Source organism: Bacillus marasmi (assembly GCF_902168435.1).
In the GTDB taxonomy this organism is placed as follows: Bacteria; Bacillota; Bacilli; order Bacillales; family Cytobacillaceae; genus Bacillus_BU; species Bacillus_BU marasmi.
The window spans coordinates 1-16,297 of sequence record NZ_LR656173.1; the positions used below are offsets into that span (position 1 = coordinate 1).

Annotated in this window: 14 protein-coding genes, 11 tRNA genes, 2 rRNA genes and 2 pseudogenes; 24 read left to right on the forward strand and 5 right to left on the reverse strand. The window is 36.1% G+C overall.

Translation table 11 applies throughout. From position 1 onward, the window contains the following. The 17 genes from FXW34_RS13815 to FXW34_RS13885 all read left to right on the forward strand — a co-directional run. A 23S ribosomal RNA gene (locus FXW34_RS13815) occupies positions 1-127 on the forward strand; the annotation flags it as partial. A gap of 29 nt (positions 128-156) precedes the next feature. Continuing rightward, positions 157-327, forward strand: coding sequence for a hypothetical protein (locus FXW34_RS22965; protein WP_187118958.1), 171 nt, complete (start codon positions 157-159; stop codon positions 325-327). A 120-nt stretch (positions 328-447) separates the two neighbouring features. Further along, positions 448-564: ribosomal RNA gene (gene rrf / locus FXW34_RS13820) — 5S ribosomal RNA — on the forward strand. A gap of 11 nt (positions 565-575) precedes the next feature. Beyond that, positions 576-651, forward strand: a tRNA-Val gene (locus tag FXW34_RS13825). A gap of 1 nt (position 652) precedes the next feature. Next, positions 653-728: transfer RNA gene (locus FXW34_RS13830), tRNA-Thr, on the forward strand. Positions 729-915: 187 nt separating this feature from the next. Continuing rightward, positions 916-997, forward strand: a tRNA-Leu gene (locus tag FXW34_RS13835). A 10-nt stretch (positions 998-1,007) separates the two neighbouring features. Beyond that, positions 1,008-1,096, forward strand: a tRNA-Leu gene (locus FXW34_RS13840). Positions 1,097-1,108: 12 nt separating this feature from the next. Continuing rightward, positions 1,109-1,185 (forward strand) — tRNA-Arg (locus FXW34_RS13845). A gap of 103 nt (positions 1,186-1,288) precedes the next feature. Continuing rightward, positions 1,289-1,365: transfer RNA gene (locus FXW34_RS13850), tRNA-Pro, on the forward strand. 15 nt (positions 1,366-1,380) lie between these two features. Continuing rightward, positions 1,381-1,456: transfer RNA gene (locus FXW34_RS13855), tRNA-Ala, on the forward strand. Positions 1,457-1,478: 22 nt separating this feature from the next. Beyond that, positions 1,479-1,552: transfer RNA gene (locus tag FXW34_RS13860), tRNA-Met, on the forward strand. A gap of 63 nt (positions 1,553-1,615) precedes the next feature. Next, positions 1,616-1,708, forward strand: a tRNA-Ser gene (locus tag FXW34_RS13865). Between the two features lie 10 nt (positions 1,709-1,718). Next, positions 1,719-1,792: transfer RNA gene (locus FXW34_RS13870), tRNA-Gly, on the forward strand. A gap of 6 nt (positions 1,793-1,798) precedes the next feature. After that, positions 1,799-1,872, forward strand: a tRNA-Ile gene (locus FXW34_RS13875). Between the two features lie 265 nt (positions 1,873-2,137). Then, positions 2,138-2,521: a DUF2238 domain-containing protein gene (locus tag FXW34_RS23165; protein ID WP_222705330.1), complete on the forward strand. Its 384-nt coding sequence runs from the start codon at positions 2,138-2,140 to the stop codon at positions 2,519-2,521. Between the two features lie 20 nt (positions 2,522-2,541). Beyond that, the gene (locus FXW34_RS23170; protein WP_222705331.1) at positions 2,542-2,862 is read left to right on the forward strand and encodes a DUF2238 domain-containing protein; all 321 of its coding nucleotides are present in this window, start codon (positions 2,542-2,544) and stop codon (positions 2,860-2,862) included. Positions 2,863-2,868: 6 nt separating this feature from the next. Further along, the gene (locus FXW34_RS13885; RefSeq protein WP_147534603.1) at positions 2,869-3,624 is read left to right on the forward strand and encodes a hypothetical protein; all 756 of its coding nucleotides are present in this window, start codon (positions 2,869-2,871) and stop codon (positions 3,622-3,624) included. Between the two features lie 36 nt (positions 3,625-3,660). On the opposite strand, the gene FXW34_RS13890 is transcribed toward FXW34_RS13885, so the two are convergent. After that, complete coding sequence (locus FXW34_RS13890; RefSeq protein ID WP_147534604.1) at positions 3,661-4,419, reverse strand: YwaF family protein; 759 nt, start codon at positions 4,417-4,419, stop codon at positions 3,661-3,663. Between the two features lie 178 nt (positions 4,420-4,597). On the opposite strand from FXW34_RS13890, the pseudogene FXW34_RS23695 reads away from it, so the two are divergent. The 6 genes and pseudogenes from FXW34_RS23695 to ssuD form a co-directional block, all read left to right on the forward strand. After that, positions 4,598-5,113 (forward strand): annotated as a pseudogene (locus FXW34_RS23695) (protoglobin domain-containing protein); the annotation flags it as partial. Between the two features lie 231 nt (positions 5,114-5,344). After that, positions 5,345-5,878, forward strand: a pseudogene (locus FXW34_RS23700) (methyl-accepting chemotaxis protein); the annotation flags it as partial. A gap of 318 nt (positions 5,879-6,196) precedes the next feature. Beyond that, positions 6,197-7,180 (forward strand): sulfonate ABC transporter substrate-binding protein, encoded by a 984-nt coding sequence (locus FXW34_RS13900; protein WP_147534606.1) that lies wholly within the window; start codon positions 6,197-6,199, stop codon positions 7,178-7,180. Positions 7,181-7,194: 14 nt separating this feature from the next. Beyond that, positions 7,195-7,953: an aliphatic sulfonate ABC transporter permease SsuC gene (ssuC, locus tag FXW34_RS13905; RefSeq protein ID WP_147534607.1), complete on the forward strand. Its 759-nt coding sequence runs from the start codon at positions 7,195-7,197 to the stop codon at positions 7,951-7,953. Positions 7,954-7,968: 15 nt separating this feature from the next. Next, positions 7,969-8,733 carry an ATP-binding cassette domain-containing protein gene (locus tag FXW34_RS13910; protein WP_147534608.1) on the forward strand — a complete coding sequence of 255 codons (765 nt, stop codon included), beginning with the start codon at positions 7,969-7,971 and terminating at the stop codon, positions 8,731-8,733. Between the two features lie 69 nt (positions 8,734-8,802). Further along, positions 8,803-9,930 (forward strand): FMNH2-dependent alkanesulfonate monooxygenase, encoded by a 1,128-nt coding sequence (ssuD, locus tag FXW34_RS13915; protein WP_147534759.1) that lies wholly within the window; start codon positions 8,803-8,805, stop codon positions 9,928-9,930. A 66-nt stretch (positions 9,931-9,996) separates the two neighbouring features. Here ssuD and FXW34_RS13920 read toward each other — a convergent pair whose 3' ends face one another. The 3 genes from FXW34_RS13920 to FXW34_RS13930 form a co-directional block, all read right to left on the reverse strand. Next, the gene (locus FXW34_RS13920; protein ID WP_147534609.1) at positions 9,997-11,457 is read right to left on the reverse strand and encodes a DUF4153 domain-containing protein; all 1,461 of its coding nucleotides are present in this window, start codon (positions 11,455-11,457) and stop codon (positions 9,997-9,999) included. Positions 11,458-11,525: 68 nt separating this feature from the next. Further along, positions 11,526-12,164: an HAAS signaling domain-containing protein gene (locus tag FXW34_RS13925; protein ID WP_147534610.1), complete on the reverse strand. Its 639-nt coding sequence runs from the start codon at positions 12,162-12,164 to the stop codon at positions 11,526-11,528. Continuing rightward, complete coding sequence (locus FXW34_RS13930; protein WP_147534611.1) at positions 12,145-12,492, reverse strand: PadR family transcriptional regulator; 348 nt, start codon at positions 12,490-12,492, stop codon at positions 12,145-12,147. Before FXW34_RS13930 ends, FXW34_RS13925 begins: the two co-directional genes overlap by 20 nt. A 289-nt stretch (positions 12,493-12,781) precedes the next feature. On the opposite strand from FXW34_RS13930, the gene FXW34_RS13935 reads away from it, so the two are divergent. Then, positions 12,782-13,063: a DUF2325 domain-containing protein gene (locus tag FXW34_RS13935; protein ID WP_147534612.1), complete on the forward strand. Its 282-nt coding sequence runs from the start codon at positions 12,782-12,784 to the stop codon at positions 13,061-13,063. Positions 13,064-13,606: 543 nt separating this feature from the next. On the opposite strand, the gene FXW34_RS13940 is transcribed toward FXW34_RS13935, so the two are convergent. Then, on the reverse strand, positions 13,607-16,264 hold the full coding sequence (locus tag FXW34_RS13940; protein WP_147534613.1) for a putative bifunctional diguanylate cyclase/phosphodiesterase: 2,658 nt from the start codon (positions 16,262-16,264) through the stop codon (positions 13,607-13,609). Positions 16,265-16,297 lie beyond the last annotated feature (33 nt).

The window sequence follows — 16,297 nt, forward strand, 5'->3', positions numbered from 1 at the left end:
TCAAGATGAGATTTCCCATAGCGTAAGCTAGTAAGATCCCTGAAAGATGATCAGGTTGATAGGTCAGAGGTGGAAGCGTGGCGACATGTGGAGCTGACTGATACTAATCGATCGAGGACTTAACCAAAACGAAAAGCGGAAGCGTCTCGTTCAGAAATGAACGGGCTGGAGACTCCGACGAAAGAAGCGTTCTTTGCTTCTGAAGGAGGAGTTGAAGCACGCGAATTTCTAGACGCTGTAGCTGGACAAAACGAAAAGCGAAGGCGACTGTTCAGCTTTGAAGGCATTGGAGAGCCGGCACTGCAAAACCTGGTTTTGGATTTGTAGGGACGGATTGAAATGACCGAAAAGCTAGGAGCTGTAGCTGGACAAATTTAGGTGATTATCATAAATTCATTTCTTCTTCATTATCTAGTTTTGAGAGAACGAAGTTCTCTAACAAAATAGTCTGGTGGCGATAGCGAGAAGGTCACACCCGTTCCCATACCGAACACGGAAGTTAAGCTTCTCAGCGCCGATGGTAGTTGGGGGATCTCCCCCTGTGAGAGTAGGACGCTGCCGGGCTGTTACATAATGGAGGATTAGCTCAGCTGGGAGAGCATCTGCCTTACAAGCAGAGGGTCGGCGGTTCGAGCCCGTCATCCTCCACCATGCCGGTTTAGCTCAATTGGTAGAGCAACTGACTTGTAATCAGTAGGTTGGGGGTTCAAGTCCTCTAGCCGGCACCATTTTTTAAGTCAATAACTCATTTATTGTAACCTATTACTTTTAATCAGAGGCTCAAAGGTTCGAGTTATTCAAGGCTTACTATTCTAGAAGTGAGAACTCAGAAGAATGAAGTTAGAATATATGTTTTGCTTCAAAGCACAACTAAGATTCTGACATCCCACATCTGACCTCTGACATCTAACACTTGCGGGTGTGGCGGAATTGGCAGACGCACTAGACTTAGGATCTAGCGCCGCAAGGCGTGGGGGTTCGACTCCCTTCACCCGCACTATCAACTAGCCGGGGTGGCGGAACTGGCAGACGCACAGGACTTAAAATCCTGCGGTAGGTGACTACCGTACCGGTTCGATTCCGGTCCTCGGCACCATCTTTAATAAATGCGCCCGTAGCTCAATTGGATAGAGCGTCTGACTACGGATCAGAAGGTTATGGGTTCGACTCCTTTCGGGCGCGCCATTTCTATAAGTGAGAAATCAGAAGTAAGAAGTCAGATTGAAAGAAAAGCTTCGATGCAATTCTAAGATTCTGACATCTAACGCCTGACCTCTGACAACTATATCGGGAAGTAGCTCAGCTTGGTAGAGCACTTGGTTTGGGACCAAGGGGTCGCAGGTTCGAATCCTGTCTTCCCGACCATTATTACTTCATTATGGGGCCTTAGCTCAGCTGGGAGAGCGCCTGCTTTGCACGCAGGAGGTCAGCGGTTCGATCCCGCTAGGCTCCACCAATTTAAAGTTTAATATCATTATGGCGGTGTAGCTCAGCTGGCTAGAGCGTACGGTTCATACCCGTAAGGTCGGGGGTTCGATCCCCTCCGCCGCTACTAAAATAATAATAAATATTTATTGAAAAATAGTATTTATTTTTATATTAATTCATTTAATACGGAGGAATACCCAAGTCCGGCTGAAGGGATCGGTCTTGAAAACCGACAGGCGGGTTAAACCGCGCGGGGGGTCGAATCCCTCTTCCTCCGCCATTTTCCATCTGCGGGTGTAGTTTAGTGGTAAAACCACAGCCTTCCAAGCTGTTGTTGTGGGTTCGATTCCCATCACCCGCTCCATTTTATGGGCCTATAGCTCAGCTGGTTAGAGCGCACGCCTGATAAGCGTGAGGTCGATGGTTCGAGTCCATTTAGGCCCATTATTTAAAAACAGTCGTTTTGGCTGTTTTTTTTGTTATGGAAAGAAAAATAATGTTTTTAACCGGGGATCAAAGGATAATTATTAAATGTTTGGTTTTGAAAAGCTTGCTTTAATTGATTGTAAATTCAAAATTGTCATGGCAATGTCAGTCTTTCCAAAATTTTTATGCAGGAATCTTCTGCTCGATATAGAAAGAGGTTTAATAAGATTAGTATTTTAATAAAAGGTATGGTTGGTTTAGGGGTTTGAAGGGGGCTACTAAGATGGAATTAAGAAGAAGAAGGAAAATAGATTTCAAGAGGGTAATCGGGGCTTTTTTATTTATAACTTTAATTCTATCAATTATTTACATAATTTTTCGGATGAGTATGGCTCCTTCCGAAACTTCAGATCTAGTTACGACTAAGGTGAAAAGCGATTATGCGCTCATGCTATTGCAATGTGTCCTGGGAATTTTTGTGATGATGATCCCTTCAATTGTTGAAAAGAAAAAATCAATTGATATACCTGATCCTATTGAAATCATCTACTTCATATTTTTATATTGTGCAATTTATTTAGGAGAGGTTCATAATTTTTATTATTTGATACCATATTGGGATAGTATTTTACATGCGTTTAGTGGTGCGGTGCTGGGGGTTTTTTAGGGATTATTTTAGTCCGATTTTTGAATGAGGAGGAACTAGTAAGTATTCAATTAAACCCATTTTTCATTTCATTCTTTGCGTTTTGTTTCGCGGTTGCAGCGGGTACAATTTGGGAGATTTATGAATTCTTCGCAGATGGTGTATTTTCGTTAAATATGCAAAAATTTATCTTAGTGGACGGTACACAATTAATAGGTAGGGAAGCTTTATATGATACGATGATGGATCTTATTTTGGATACGGTAAGTGCATTATTTATTTCCATTATTGCTTATCCAATTCTAAAAAGACAACATGAACGTCGTAAAACAGGTGTTTCTATTCATAATCGGAGGATGTGAATTCACTTGGAAATGTATCAATCGGAAGAAAAGGTGGTCGAACTTGCACAGAACACGATAAAATCAGAAGTGTTTCGTATTGATTATCCACTTTCATCGAAACTTAAAGAGATACTAGTGGGTGATGTATTCAGTGATTTTATGAAATATGCCTATCAACGATATTATCATGAGTATCACACAATCTTGAAGGAATTCAGTGTTAGCCACGAAGTGCAAGAAGATAAACGAAAAGTTTTGGAGGAAAATGTATTTTGGTGGCGACTATTTTATGATATCAGCCTTCAGTTAGATAGAAATGTTGTAGAGGAATATATATCAGATCATTATGCAAGGCTGTCGAGAATGCCATTAGCTATCTCTTGGCTACGGGCTTGCGCAACGGTAGTACCAAAATTTTATCTTATCGGCTATATTTATGATGATAGGATAATCATTGTTACGGACATTCTCACCCTTGAAACTCAGAATGTATTCATCTATGATCCACTAGCAAGCCCTCCAAAAACAGATGAAATAGTCGCAGGTACATTATTGCCATTGGGAGGCGGGCTGTCTTTTCCGGTTATTGATTTTTATCACTTTGAAAATGATGCAAGACTAGAAATATTAAGACATATTCATTACTACCACGATATTTTTTCAGAAGGTTCCACACTGCATGAAGCATTCATCCACGTGTTCTCCTCAATGCTGCAAATTGAAAACATGATCCATCAAGATAATCTTCATAGTATCAATATACAATCTCGCATTCAATGATACTTACATAATATGGTTGATTATTTGTCTGTTTTATCAACTAAAGTCATCAAGATTGTTGTGCATGTGCTCCTGTTTTAAGAACGCAGGATTTTTATTGTTTTTTTTTCGAAAAATTAACCAAACTATCAAACTTAAACCTATGAGTAAGCCTTCAAGGGATAGAATATACCAAGGATAAGGTCCAAGTACATCCATTAAGCTTGGGCCTTTTGGCTTTTTACTAAGAAAAAGGTAGTTACCATTTACTTGTTTATTAATGATTAAAATGATTGGTAATAATACGTTTAAAAAGATAAATAGTTTTAGGACTGACCAAATTGTTGGTGAATAACCTTTTACCCAAGTAAAATAAAGTGCAACCCAAATTGTCATTAAGTGGGTATAGAAAAAGTGAAAGAAGCGAAAATGTGGGAAATCGTAATTAACGATTGGTGTGAAAATAGCTTGTGAAGCACCTAGGAGCGCTGTAAATATTAGGATTTCATATACTATTCGTTTTCCTGTCAAAAGGAGAAGGACTGTTAACATTAAGCTGATGCTACACAATTCTAAAGGAAGTGCATGGCTGATATTCCAACTTCCATTTATATACATCCAATAATGATAGATTGATTCAATTAATATTAATGAAACGGCAATGAATATTTCACCAATCCGAAACTCCTTACGAAAATTGTTCCGGAAAACATATAGCAAGAATCCACCTAGAAATAACAATGCAATAATAACGAAATGACTTATAGAAAACAATTCAAATTCAAACTCTTTAAAGCTTCTACCAAACAATTCCATTATTTACCACCCCTAATTATCATAACATTATTAATAGGCTAAACCAATCCTAGTAAACCAGCTTTTTTAATGGAAATCATAGCCAAAAAGCGCAAATTATTATTCTAATATATGTAAATACGTATATAATAGAGATTGAAATGGAATGTTTTACTATTCCAACTAAGGGGGATGTATGATGATTTATCCTGTAAAGTTAACATCTTCAAGTGCACTTACTCAGGACGGATTACCATTAATTAATCGAAATGATATTGAAAAGCAAATGAGGATGATAGAATTAACAACTGAAGATTTAAAGCTAATACATAAGCTTCAGCCCTATGTTATAGAAAAGGCTGAGAAAACTGTTGATGACTTTTATAAAAATCTTGAAGTTCAACCAAGCTTACTTGAGATTATAAACAAACATAGTAGTATTATGAGATTAAAAAAAACGTTAAAACTACATCTTATTGAGATGTTTAATGGTGAAATTGATGAAATATTCCTAGCTAAAAGAATAAAAATCGCAAAAATGCATGTGATGATTGGATTAGAAACAAAGTGGTATATTTGTTCATTTCAAAATATGTTTTCCTCTTTGCTAACCTTAATAGATCAGCATTTTCATGATAAACATGAGGCTATGTCTGTCATTAAAGCGGTCTCAAAACTTATCAATTTGGAGCAGCAATTGGTGTTGGAGGCTTATGACGCAGAAACAAATCGTATCAAAATGGAATCCGAAGAGCAAAAAAAATCGGTTCGTGATCATGTTGCGAATGCAGCACAAAATTTAGCCTCTATTTCAGAGCAAACGAATGTGAATTTCCATCAATTGATTAAGCAATCAAATGAAATGGTTGTTCTTGCCAACACAGGAACAGATTTAGCTCTTTTAGCACAGGAACGGGCTGAAAAGGGAAAGGAACAATTAAAAAATCAAACGACAAATATGACCAATATTTACCAATCTGTAGATGATATTTCACATGATGTTGGGGTACTGCTGGATATTTCTAAACAAATGGAGGAAATAGTAAGTATTGTTAAGGGGATTGCGGATCAGACAAACTTATTATCCTTAAATGCGGCAATTGAAGCAGCGAGAGCTGGGGACGCAGGACTAGGTTTTGCTGTTGTAGCAGGGGAGGTAAGAAAACTATCGGAGAAAACTAAAAACTCCGTGAAGGATGTATCAAATCTTATAAAAAACACAAATAAGCAAGTTCAGGATTTAACCAGTTCCTTAGAGCAAATTAGGCTTGAGGTTCAAAGAGGTACTGACAACATGCATGAAACTGAAAAGCATTTTGAGCAAATATTACATACGATGGGTGAAACGATGACACAACATCATAATATTAAAGATGAGCTAGAGTGTTTGGGAAATGTTGTCAACGAGATGGGTGAGGCTTTTGATCAGGTGGCAACTTCAGCAGAACAGCTTACCACAATTACTCAAGATCTTGTTTAAGGATATTTAATTTTCCTTTTAAAATAAACTGTGGGATTATATGAGTAATTAACTTTTGAAAAAGTCAAAAAAGTTATTGACACATTTATCCAACTTCATTATGATTATTAACAAGAAAATATTCTGACCGATCGGACATCCGAAGGTCCTTAACTTTACGCGTAAAGTAAAGTTAGGGACCTTTTTTATTTTCTTAATTCCTAGTTATCCAATACATTTAATTGCATTGGGTTGCGCATATGACCACCAGATGACTGGAGTTGTTGGAAGGCAAGTCACACTAATTTATTAATGTTATCGCAACAGGAGGAAAGTTTAATGGCAAGTAAAACTGCAAAACTGACTATTGTTACCATTTCGATATTATTCTTAGTTTTATTAAGTGCGTGCAGTAGTGAAAAGCAATCTACAGAAAAAACACAGACTGAAAAGGCAGCAAATACTATTCGGATTGGCTATCAAAAATTCGGCACACTTAATTTTTTAAAAGCACAAGGGACACTAGAAAAAGAATTAAAGTCATTAGGGGTTAAAGTAGAATGGACTGAGTTCCCTGGTGGCCCCCAACTCCTTGAAGCTTTAAATGTGGGCAGTCTTGATTTCGGTCATACAGGTGAAGCGCCTCCTATATTTGCACAGGCTGCAGGAGCACCTTTAGTGTACTTTGCGAACGAACCAGAAAATCCAAAGGGTGAGGCACTTGTTGTCCCCAAGGATTCACCAATTAAGAGCATAAAAGATTTAAAAGGGAAAAAAATCGCTTTAAATAAAGGTTCAAACGTTCACTACTTACTTGTAAAAGCATTAGAGAAAAATGGTTTAAAGTATGAAGATGTTGAAACAGCATTTTTACCTCCTTCAGATGCTAGAGCTGCATTTGAAAAAGGTGTTGTGGACGCTTGGGTAATCTGGGACCCTTTTTTAGCTGAGGCTGAACGGAAAATAGGTGCAAGGATCCTTTTTGACGGCACAGATCTAGTTAAGAATCGCGAGTTTTTCCTAGCAACAGTGTCTTTTGCGAATGAAAATCAAGAAGTACTTGAGGTTTTATATGAGGAAATTGCTAAAGCAGAACAATGGGTTGAAGGCAATAAAAAGGAAGCAGCAGAATTTTTAGCACCACAAATTGGGATGGAAAAAGAAACATTAGATGTTGTTCTAAGCCGGAGATCATATGGAATTCAAAACATTACCGAAAGAGAAATTTTGGACCAACAGCTAATTGCAAATAAATTTTTCGAGTTAAAGTTGATTCCTAAGAAAATAGATACCTCTGAAGCGAAAATACAATCAAAAGAATAAAGGTGGGAAGTGCGATGAAATGGAAACAGTTGCTGCCATGGATTCTCCCCGTAATGTTAATTAGTGTTTGGCAATTATGTTCATCATTAGGAGTGTTATCTGCAAGGATATTACCAAATCCAGTTGATATTGTATCTGCAGCAGTGGAGTTGACGATAAGTGGACAGTTATATACAGACGTTTGGACTAGTACGAAACGGGCCATTTTTGGATTTATCATTGGTGGGGGAATTGGCTTTATTTTAGGCTTGGTTAATGGAATTTCAAAAATCTCAGAGAGCATTCTGGACTCTTCAATTCAAATGATACGTAATATTCCGCATCTAGCCTTAATCCCGATTGTCATTCTCTGGTTCGGAATTGGTGAAGAGGCGAAGCTGTTTCTTGTCGCACTCGGGACATTCTTTCCGATTTATTTAAATACGTACCATGGAATACGGTCAATAGATCGTTCACTTATTGAAATGGCGTATATATATGATCTAAAGGGTTTTTCCTTGTTTTGGCATATTATATTTCCAGCGGCATTACCTTCAATCTTAGTAGGAGCACGTTTTGCGCTTGGAATTACATGGGTTACACTCATCGTCGCTGAAACAATTGCAGCGGATTCCGGGATAGGTTATATGGCCATGAATGCAAGGGAGTTTATGCAGCTTGATGTTGTTGTTCTAAGTATCATTTTGTATGCAGTGCTAGGTAAGCTGTCTGATGTAGCAGCAAAGATGGCTGAAAATAGATTTTTAAAATGGCATCCAAGTCATCAGAAATGATCGGAGGTTAGTAGGATGGCTAAACAAGAAACAATTCTTGAGCTTACAAACGTCGCGAAACAGTTTGATGGAAAAGAAGTATTAAAAGGAATTAATTTAAAAGTAAACCAGGGTGATTTTATTGCTATTGTAGGAAAAAGTGGTTGCGGAAAAAGCACCTTATTAAGGCTGATGGCTGGCTTAGATTTAGTCAGCTCAGGCAACTTAGTTATAAATGGGAAGGATTTGAAAGGAATAAATCCATTAGCAAAAATCATGTTCCAGGATGGACGGCTACTGCCGTGGAAAAAGGTATTTGACAATGTGGCGCTCGGATTAAAAAGTGATGAGCAGAAAGCTCTAATACCAAAATTGCTAGAACAGGTCGGGTTGTCAGATAAAACTAATGCCTGGCCAGCACAGTTGTCAGGTGGACAAAAGCAAAGAGTGGCACTGGCCAGAGCGCTAATACATCAACCGGAATTATTGCTATTAGACGAACCACTTGGGGCACTTGATGCGTTAACTAGGTTAGAAATGCATGATTTAATTGTAAACCTATGGAGAGATCAACAATTAACAGCATTATTAGTGACACATGATGTAGAGGAGGCTGTGGCGCTAGCAACTCGGGTAATTTTAATAGAAGAAGGCAAGATTGAGTTGGATTTACCAATTCGATTACCGTATCCTCGTCGTCGTGAAAACCCACAGTTCACAAAGCTAGTCAGTCAAATTTTGAATAAAATAATGGGGAAATCTTGGTCACAGGCTTATGAATTAGAAGCTAGTATTCAATAAAACAAAGTAGTTCTTTGTGTAACAATTATATGAATATGGGATAAATATAAATTGAAGGGAAAGATAGCAATGGAGATTTTTTGGTTTATTCCTACACATGGAGATGGAAGATATTTAGGAACTAGTAAGGGAGCAAGACCTGTCAATTATTCATACTGCAAACAAATCGCGCAGGCAGTCGATGAACTAGGTTATAGTGGAGTGTTAATCCCAACTGGAAAGTCGTGCGAGGATTCATGGATTGTGGCTTCTACATTATTATCAGTAACCGAAAAGCTCAAATTCCTTGTTGCAGTACGTCCAGGTTTGATGGCACCAAGCTTCGCCGCTAGAATGGCTGCAACATTAGATCGATTTTCAAATGGCAGATTGCTCATTAATGTTGTTGCTGGTGGAGATCCAGTTGAATTAGCAGGGGATGGTCAATTTCTAGATCATGATGCTCGTTATGATCAAACAGATGAATTTCTAACGATTTGGAAGCAGCTTTTTGAAGGTGGTGAGGTTGACTTTCATGGAGAGCATTTAAGTGTTGAAGGAGGTCAACTGCTATATCCGTCTGTTCAAGAGCCACATCCTCCATTATATTTTGGCGGCTCATCAAAATCAGCATTAGACGTAGTTGCCGAGCATATTGATGTGTATTTAACCTGGGGTGAACCACCTGCACAGGTTGCTGAGAAAATTAATAAAATTAAGAAGCTTGCTAAAGAGAAAGGACGGACTGTTCGGTTTGGTTTACGTGTTCATGTCATTGTTCGTGAAACTGAGGAAGAGGCTTGGCAGGCAGCAGATGAATTAATTCAATTTGTTGATGAGGAGTCTATCGAGGCTGCCCAAAAAATCTTTGCTAGGATGGATTCTGAAAGTCAAAAATTAATGACGAAACTGAACAATGGAGATCGTTCCAATCTAGAAGTAAGCCCAAATCTATGGGCTGGAGTTGGCCTAGTTCGCGGCGGAGCTGGTACTGCATTAGTGGGAAACCCAGATCAAGTGGCAGCTAGAATGAAGGAATATGCAGATATTGGAATAGAAACTTTTGTTCTATCAGGGTATCCACATTTAGAGGAAGCTTACCGAACAGCTGAATTACTATTTCCAAAACTTCCACTAAACCGTGAAACAAAGTCAACAGAACGAGCTTTTGTAAGCCCATTTGGAGAACTAATCGCAAATCAACATGCACCAAAATAAATAATTTCAAAAAGGAGGGCAATCTGAAGAGATTGTCCTCCTTTTCTTATGAACATGTATAAGTGCTTATTCCTTAATATTTATTGTCTTTAGCCTATCTAACACATACTCCCTTTTTAGGTTATAGGATTGCCAGCTAAAGTCATCATTGCTAAACTGCTCTTTTCTTTCAAGAAGTATTTGTTTTACTTCGGGGATATTACTGTTTTTCTCATGAAGCTCAATCAATCCCAATATTCCGGAATAGGATAAGCTGTTTAAGTAAATATGATCAATTTTCCCCGTTTGGTCGTAACGATTTAAGTTTTTTTCAACAACAAATTTTTCCACATCAATCAAGTTCATGCCCGTGTAATAAAGCAGAGAACTAATAAAGTAAAAGTGAAATAGAGATAGCTTTTCAATCCAGATTTTAAACAATGTATACAAATAAATTAATACTAGAAAAATCATAAACGAATGAGCTAATACTCTTATCAAAGTAAACCCATAGGCTTCCTCGTACAGATTTAGACGTATAAAAGCGGAAACAAGCATAACACCACTAGAAAGGATCAGCGTTGTTAATAAGACCTGGATGAATCTCTTAATGAATAATGAAGCTGGTTTCACGAATTGAAGGATTAACACAGTAATAGATAAATTGATTAATGTTGCAAAAAGCAGTTCGAAAAAGCCCTTTCGAGCATATTCAGCATAAGTTAAATCTCCTTGTAAGGAGCCACTGAAAAAATATTTAAATTGAACAATCGTAAACAATATATACACAATATTGATTAATATCAATACTGTGATACTAATAACTGCGTCAATGTTTAGCGTTGTTTTTTTGTCGTTGATGATAGCACTAATTTGCTTCTGGAAAATTACCTGAAGTAATCCAAAAAACACAAAAGTATAAATGAGCACAATGACAAATCTCATAAAATCTTCCATATTAATGATTTCGAACAGTTTTGGGATGTCCCCCATCATTCGTTCAAATTGTGAATCAGCGGACATGAGTAAACTGATGATGACAAATAAGACTGGCGCAGAGATAATCAAACCGATGGCGATTTTTTTCCATAAAACATATTTATCCTCGTTTACACTCTGTTTTATTATTTTCGATAAAGTCGAGGCGAATCGTAGATTATATTTTATCGATTGAACGAGTCTTGAAAAAATGTATAGGAGAAAGGTCGCCTTGTTCCATTTAATAGTTTTTTGGCTCGTCATAAGGATAAGCTGAAAAATGACCAAGGAAGGAATCACTAATACATTCAAAACATTAAAAAATTGATTATCATGAATAAAAAAACTAATGCCTAGAATCCATATGCATATCAGCAACAGGTATCCAAAGCGTTGGTGTGAAAAAGGGAATCCACGAAATCGCCAGAAGAACACTCCATAAAATACAGCCGTAAAGACAATATAGGAAATACCTACTTCACCACGAAAAAAGCTTTCCTCAGCTGTGACTCCTAGCAACAAACATAAAATAAAAAATATCCAATCAGTTTTTGTTAACTTAAGCTCCATAATTATTCACCCCATAATAGAAATTCTATGTATATAGTTACTCTAGGTATATGATTAAAAAAAGTCGCTTATACCGAAGCTTTTTTTCCCCATAGATAAGCAAACCACGTTAATGGATAAAGGATCATGGTTAAAACGATGCATAAAATAATAAAGCTTTTAGATAGTAATGGTTCAAACCAGGAATGAGGAATAATCTTCAAAAGTGTTAGGATCATGAGACAGAGATTTGGGATTAAAGCAGCAAAGAAAGTCTTGTTTAATAGTTTTCTCCCACCATGGCCAAAGCCTTTACCAATTTCATAGCCTAATAACGCCCAAAAAAACATATATACAATAGCGATAATTACAGGAACTGCCGTCAATCTGCTCCAAACAACCGAAAGCCAATTCCATTCATATAAATTATGGGCAATGGTCAATAAACTCCCCCCACCAAAGAATAAAATATTCATGGCGACAAATAACCATTTCATGCTACTTGGGGTAACTGTGAGTTCATCACGCCATGCTTTTGCAATTTCCTCAGGAGTACCGAGACGTGAGGTAATCACTTCCATTATCTCTACCTCGGTACTTTTGTTATTAGTTTCAAGAAGGATTTCGTCGATATGTGTCTCGTATTCAAGTAATATTGATTCACAATCCTGATGATTTGTTAGTTCCTTACGAAGCTTGGCTATAAATTCATTCTTTGACTGCACCATGATTCGGTCTCCCTATCACCTTGTTCATAACTTTAACAAATTCCTGCCATTCTTTGGTTTTTTCATTAAGAAGTTCTTTTCCAGCTGCAGTGATTCGATAATACTTTCGCGCGGGACCTTTTTCCTGTTCTTGCCAATAACATTCTATATATTCCTGTTTTTCAAGCTTATGAAGGGCAGGATATAATGTTCCTTCCTTGACACTTAAACCATTTTCGCTACGATGTTCTAGTTCCTTTACTAATTCATAGCCGTACATATCCCGCTCGTTTAATAATTGCAATAGGATAAGGGACGTACTTCCTTTCACTAATTCTCGATTAAACAATGATTTCACCTACCTAGAAATTTTAGGTACATAGAAATTCTACTGCTGGAAAATATGGATGTCAAGTAACTAAACGCTCAGAAGCAGTAGTTGTCTTATTGAGTTTACAATTTGTTCAAATAATTTACCAAAGAAGAATTGACATTGATAATCATTATCAATTAAAATATAAACATCAAATGAAAACGATTATCAATTGAGAAATTCATAAGTTCAAATTAACGGCTTGTTGGATGCAACTAGCTGGAGCAAACATAAATAAAACTATATATCTTGGAGGGTACTAGGAATGAGATCATTATTAATCGTAGGAGCAGATAACTTGGGTGGTATTCCAGAAAAATTAACAACGGTTGGCTTTAATGAAGTTTTACATATTGATGGAAGAAAGGTACAAATGGTTAAAAAGGAGCTTCCTGAAAAGGTTAGTTGTATTTTAGTTTTAACTGATTTCGTCAATCATAATTTAACCTCAGTAATTAAGAAACGTGCTAAAAGTCAGTCAATTCCTGTTTACTATGCAAAGCGTTCATGGTGTTCAATTTATAACGCTATTAAAGGGGTAGTGTAACGTGCTGTACCCTCTAATGATAATAATGAGGCTGGGACATAAGTATTTCAGCTAAACAAAAAACCGAACTATCATGCGAAATTCTAACTTAGAATTTCCTAATAGTTCGATTTTTTAATTCCCTTTTACTATAGAGCTACCCTGAAATAAATGTGGATTGGATCACACATTAAGTGCAGTTTTTTTGCTTGAAGGTTTCTTAACCCGAATGTTGATTTCCTTGTGTTTGAAAATAAGCGGAAGAATTACGCTTATTTTGGAAAAGACCCATATTTCCATTATAATAACGGGAGTTTTTCCAATCAGTTGATTTTGTCTTTTGGGTAGTAGTTAAGCGGAAATTCTACTCTTATTTCAGCTCATTTAGACCCACTTACATACAATAAGGGGAAATTCTACTCTTATTTAGATTCTCATACCTACATGAAAATCAACACTGAACTTTAATATATTCCTCCATAAAAATCATTCGGTTTTAATAGCGAACGATTTAGTTCTGTCCTAGGTTCCTTTTTTGTTCGAGGAATCAAGGTAATTATTTTCTTATACCGTAGCAATTACTGGCTTCCTTAATGTTTTTGTCTGTAAAAATGTCTCCATTTTACTTGTACTGAGTGGTTTGCTAAACAAGTAGCCTTGTAACTCGTCACAACCTAGAATCATTAGCATCTCACGTTCGCAGTTTGTTTCTATTCCTTCTGCAACAATATTTAACTGTAAGCCATGAGCTAACTCAATTAAAGACATGACAAGCAATTTCTTTTTTTCATCCTGGTCAATATCTTTTATGAATTGTCTGTCAATTTTAATTTCGTCTATCGGTAATTTGAGTAAATGAATAAATGCAGAATACCCTTTACCGAAATCATCAATAGAGATCATGACCCCAAGACTTTTTATTTGTCTAATGATGTTTGCAACATAATCTGTATTTTTAATAAAAACGCTCTCAGTAATTTCGAGCTTTAAATATTTTGCTTCTAGGCCTGATAAAAATAATGCTTTTTTTATGATGGTTATTAAATGATCATTTTGAAAGTTTTTGGCTGAAATATTAACTGAAACAGGAACAAAAATATGGTATTGATCCTGCCAATGTTTTATTTGCTTACAAGCTTCCAATAACGACCATTCATCAATTTTTGAGATTAGTCCAATTTCCTCGGCTAATGGTATGAATGTCGAAGGTGGAACATTACCTAAATTCGCATCCTCCCAACGCAATAATGCTTCGAGACTAGTTATCATCTTCCCTTTGAATTTCGGCTGAAAATACAATTTTAGTCCTCGTGATGCAATCACAGCTCGTAAAGAGTTTTCAAGGTATAAACGTTCATGAAACTTATCTTTCATTGATTCGTGGAAATATTGCGCACTATGACTACCGTTTTCTTTACAGACGTACATGGCAATATCAGCACATTTAACCAATGTATCCAGGTCACAACCATCTTCAGGAAATACACTTACACCGACACTAGCTGAAATATAAAGTACGTGTCCGTTAATTTGGAACGGTAAAGAAAATTCCGTTTTGATTTTCGTTAATGTTAAATCGATATCTTTTCGGTTGCAAACTTTATCTACGACAACAAATTCATCACCGCTTAGACGAAACACCATTCTGTCTTCTTCTATTAAATTACATAATCGCGCAGCTGTTAGTTGCAGCAAAGTATCGCCTGCATCATGACCTAGTGTATCATTAACCTGTTTAAACTGATTCAAATCGATAAAAATGATTGCCAGCCTTTCACAATCTTTTAACGTGCCAGAAATATGATCTTTAACATAATTCTGAAAGTGAAGTCGGTTTGGTAGGTTGGTTAATACATCATAAAAAGCTAATTGGTGTAGCTTTTGCTCCGAAGTTTTTAATTTTTTCGTTTGTATGGTCAGGATTCGATTCATTTCAATACTTTCATGAAATAGTTCATTAAGCTTTTGAGTCATTGCTTTTAGATTTGTTGTTAACAGTCGTATTTCAGAAATAATACTTTGCGGCCATTCAATTTTTTCTAATTTGAACAATTTTTTAGGCAGACCTGTTGTGACTGTTGTTAATTGTTCGATGTTTTTTAAAAATATATGACTTATCACTTGAACAAAAATAATTGTAAATAAAGAAAAAAGAATGGAAACTTTTAGATTAATTAAGAAGTCTTGAAAAATTAAATTCTGATATTGTGCTATTGGGAATTGAATATAAATGTTTAAGGGTAATGTATCATTGGAATCAATGTATACTAAATGACCACTACGCCATTTCAATAGTGGGAAATCATTATTCTGCTCCCTTGGCAGTACCTCATAAAAGGTAGGCGTGATTTTCTTTACTTCTGACATATTGTTCCAATTATAGTATTTCTCGTTATTAGGAGTCATATTGGTACTATGAGTTAGAATTTTATTATGATTATCGGTAAGAACAATAGAAAAATCATCCGATTGGTAATGTTTAATAATCTTGTTTAGCCAAGTAGTTTGGAGTTCATCAGTGATAGAGTCAGTTTTTTTCAAAAGGTATAATTCGTTTCGAATTTGAGTTGAAATGAGTTCTGCTTTTTGATTAGTAGTAATGATAATTTCCTCATGCGTTTCCCATGTCTTGAAAAATGTACTCAAGAAGAGTGGTACAAGAATAAACACGATTGACATGTGAATTAAAAACTGATGGACGGAAACGTTATTTTTATTAATTTTTTTAAATTTGATTATTTTATAAAAGGGAAAATAAGCTAACAGCATGTCAGCAATTAACACATTAAATAAACTATTAAGAATGTCCTTACACATTTGAAAATAAAGCGCATCTCCAGCAAGATAGGTTTTATTTAGCGCAAATAATGTTACTAGTCCAATCGTTAACCAAAAGAATGAATCAATAATGATCATTTTTCCTTTTTTCTTGTAATGGAAATATGCACCAACAAAGATCATTTCTCCAATTAAAATGATGTTGTAGGATATATAAATTGATTCGAGAGGGATAAATAAAAAAGTTAACATTGTCGTAAGTAATGCGGATGGTAATCCATATAGACGTAGTATTAGAAAAATAAAAATACTAGTAAAATTAAAAGATAATCCATAGACAATATTTAGATTTAAGGATGAAATCAAAAGGGTAAGTGTAACTAATATTATAAAAAGTATGATGTCTTTGTTAATAAAAGGGATGACGTTTTTCTTTAAGGACATACATATCTCCCTATCTAAATTAAGTTAAACGAC

Excerpts from the sequence above, each read along its gene's own strand:
- ssuD (WP_147534759.1), top strand. The coding sequence starts at position 8,803 with ATGGAGATTTTTTGGTTTATTCCTACACATGGAGATGGAAGATATTTA.
- ssuC (WP_147534607.1), top strand. The coding sequence starts at position 7,195 with ATGAAATGGAAACAGTTGCTGCCATGGATTCTCCCCGTAATGTTAATT.
- FXW34_RS22965 (WP_187118958.1), top strand. The coding sequence starts at position 157 with ATGAACGGGCTGGAGACTCCGACGAAAGAAGCGTTCTTTGCTTCTGAA.
- FXW34_RS13890 (WP_147534604.1), bottom strand. The coding sequence starts at position 4,419 with ATGGAATTGTTTGGTAGAAGCTTTAAAGAGTTTGAATTTGAATTGTTT.
- FXW34_RS13925 (WP_147534610.1), bottom strand. The coding sequence starts at position 12,164 with ATGGTGCAGTCAAAGAATGAATTTATAGCCAAGCTTCGTAAGGAACTA.
- FXW34_RS23165 (WP_222705330.1), top strand. The coding sequence starts at position 2,138 with ATGGAATTAAGAAGAAGAAGGAAAATAGATTTCAAGAGGGTAATCGGG.
- FXW34_RS13935 (WP_147534612.1), top strand. The coding sequence starts at position 12,782 with ATGAGATCATTATTAATCGTAGGAGCAGATAACTTGGGTGGTATTCCA.
- FXW34_RS13910 (WP_147534608.1), top strand. The coding sequence starts at position 7,969 with ATGGCTAAACAAGAAACAATTCTTGAGCTTACAAACGTCGCGAAACAG.
- FXW34_RS13940 (WP_147534613.1), bottom strand. The coding sequence starts at position 16,264 with ATGTCCTTAAAGAAAAACGTCATCCCTTTTATTAACAAAGACATCATA.
- FXW34_RS13900 (WP_147534606.1), top strand. The coding sequence starts at position 6,197 with ATGGCAAGTAAAACTGCAAAACTGACTATTGTTACCATTTCGATATTA.
- FXW34_RS13920 (WP_147534609.1), bottom strand. The coding sequence starts at position 11,457 with ATGGAGCTTAAGTTAACAAAAACTGATTGGATATTTTTTATTTTATGT.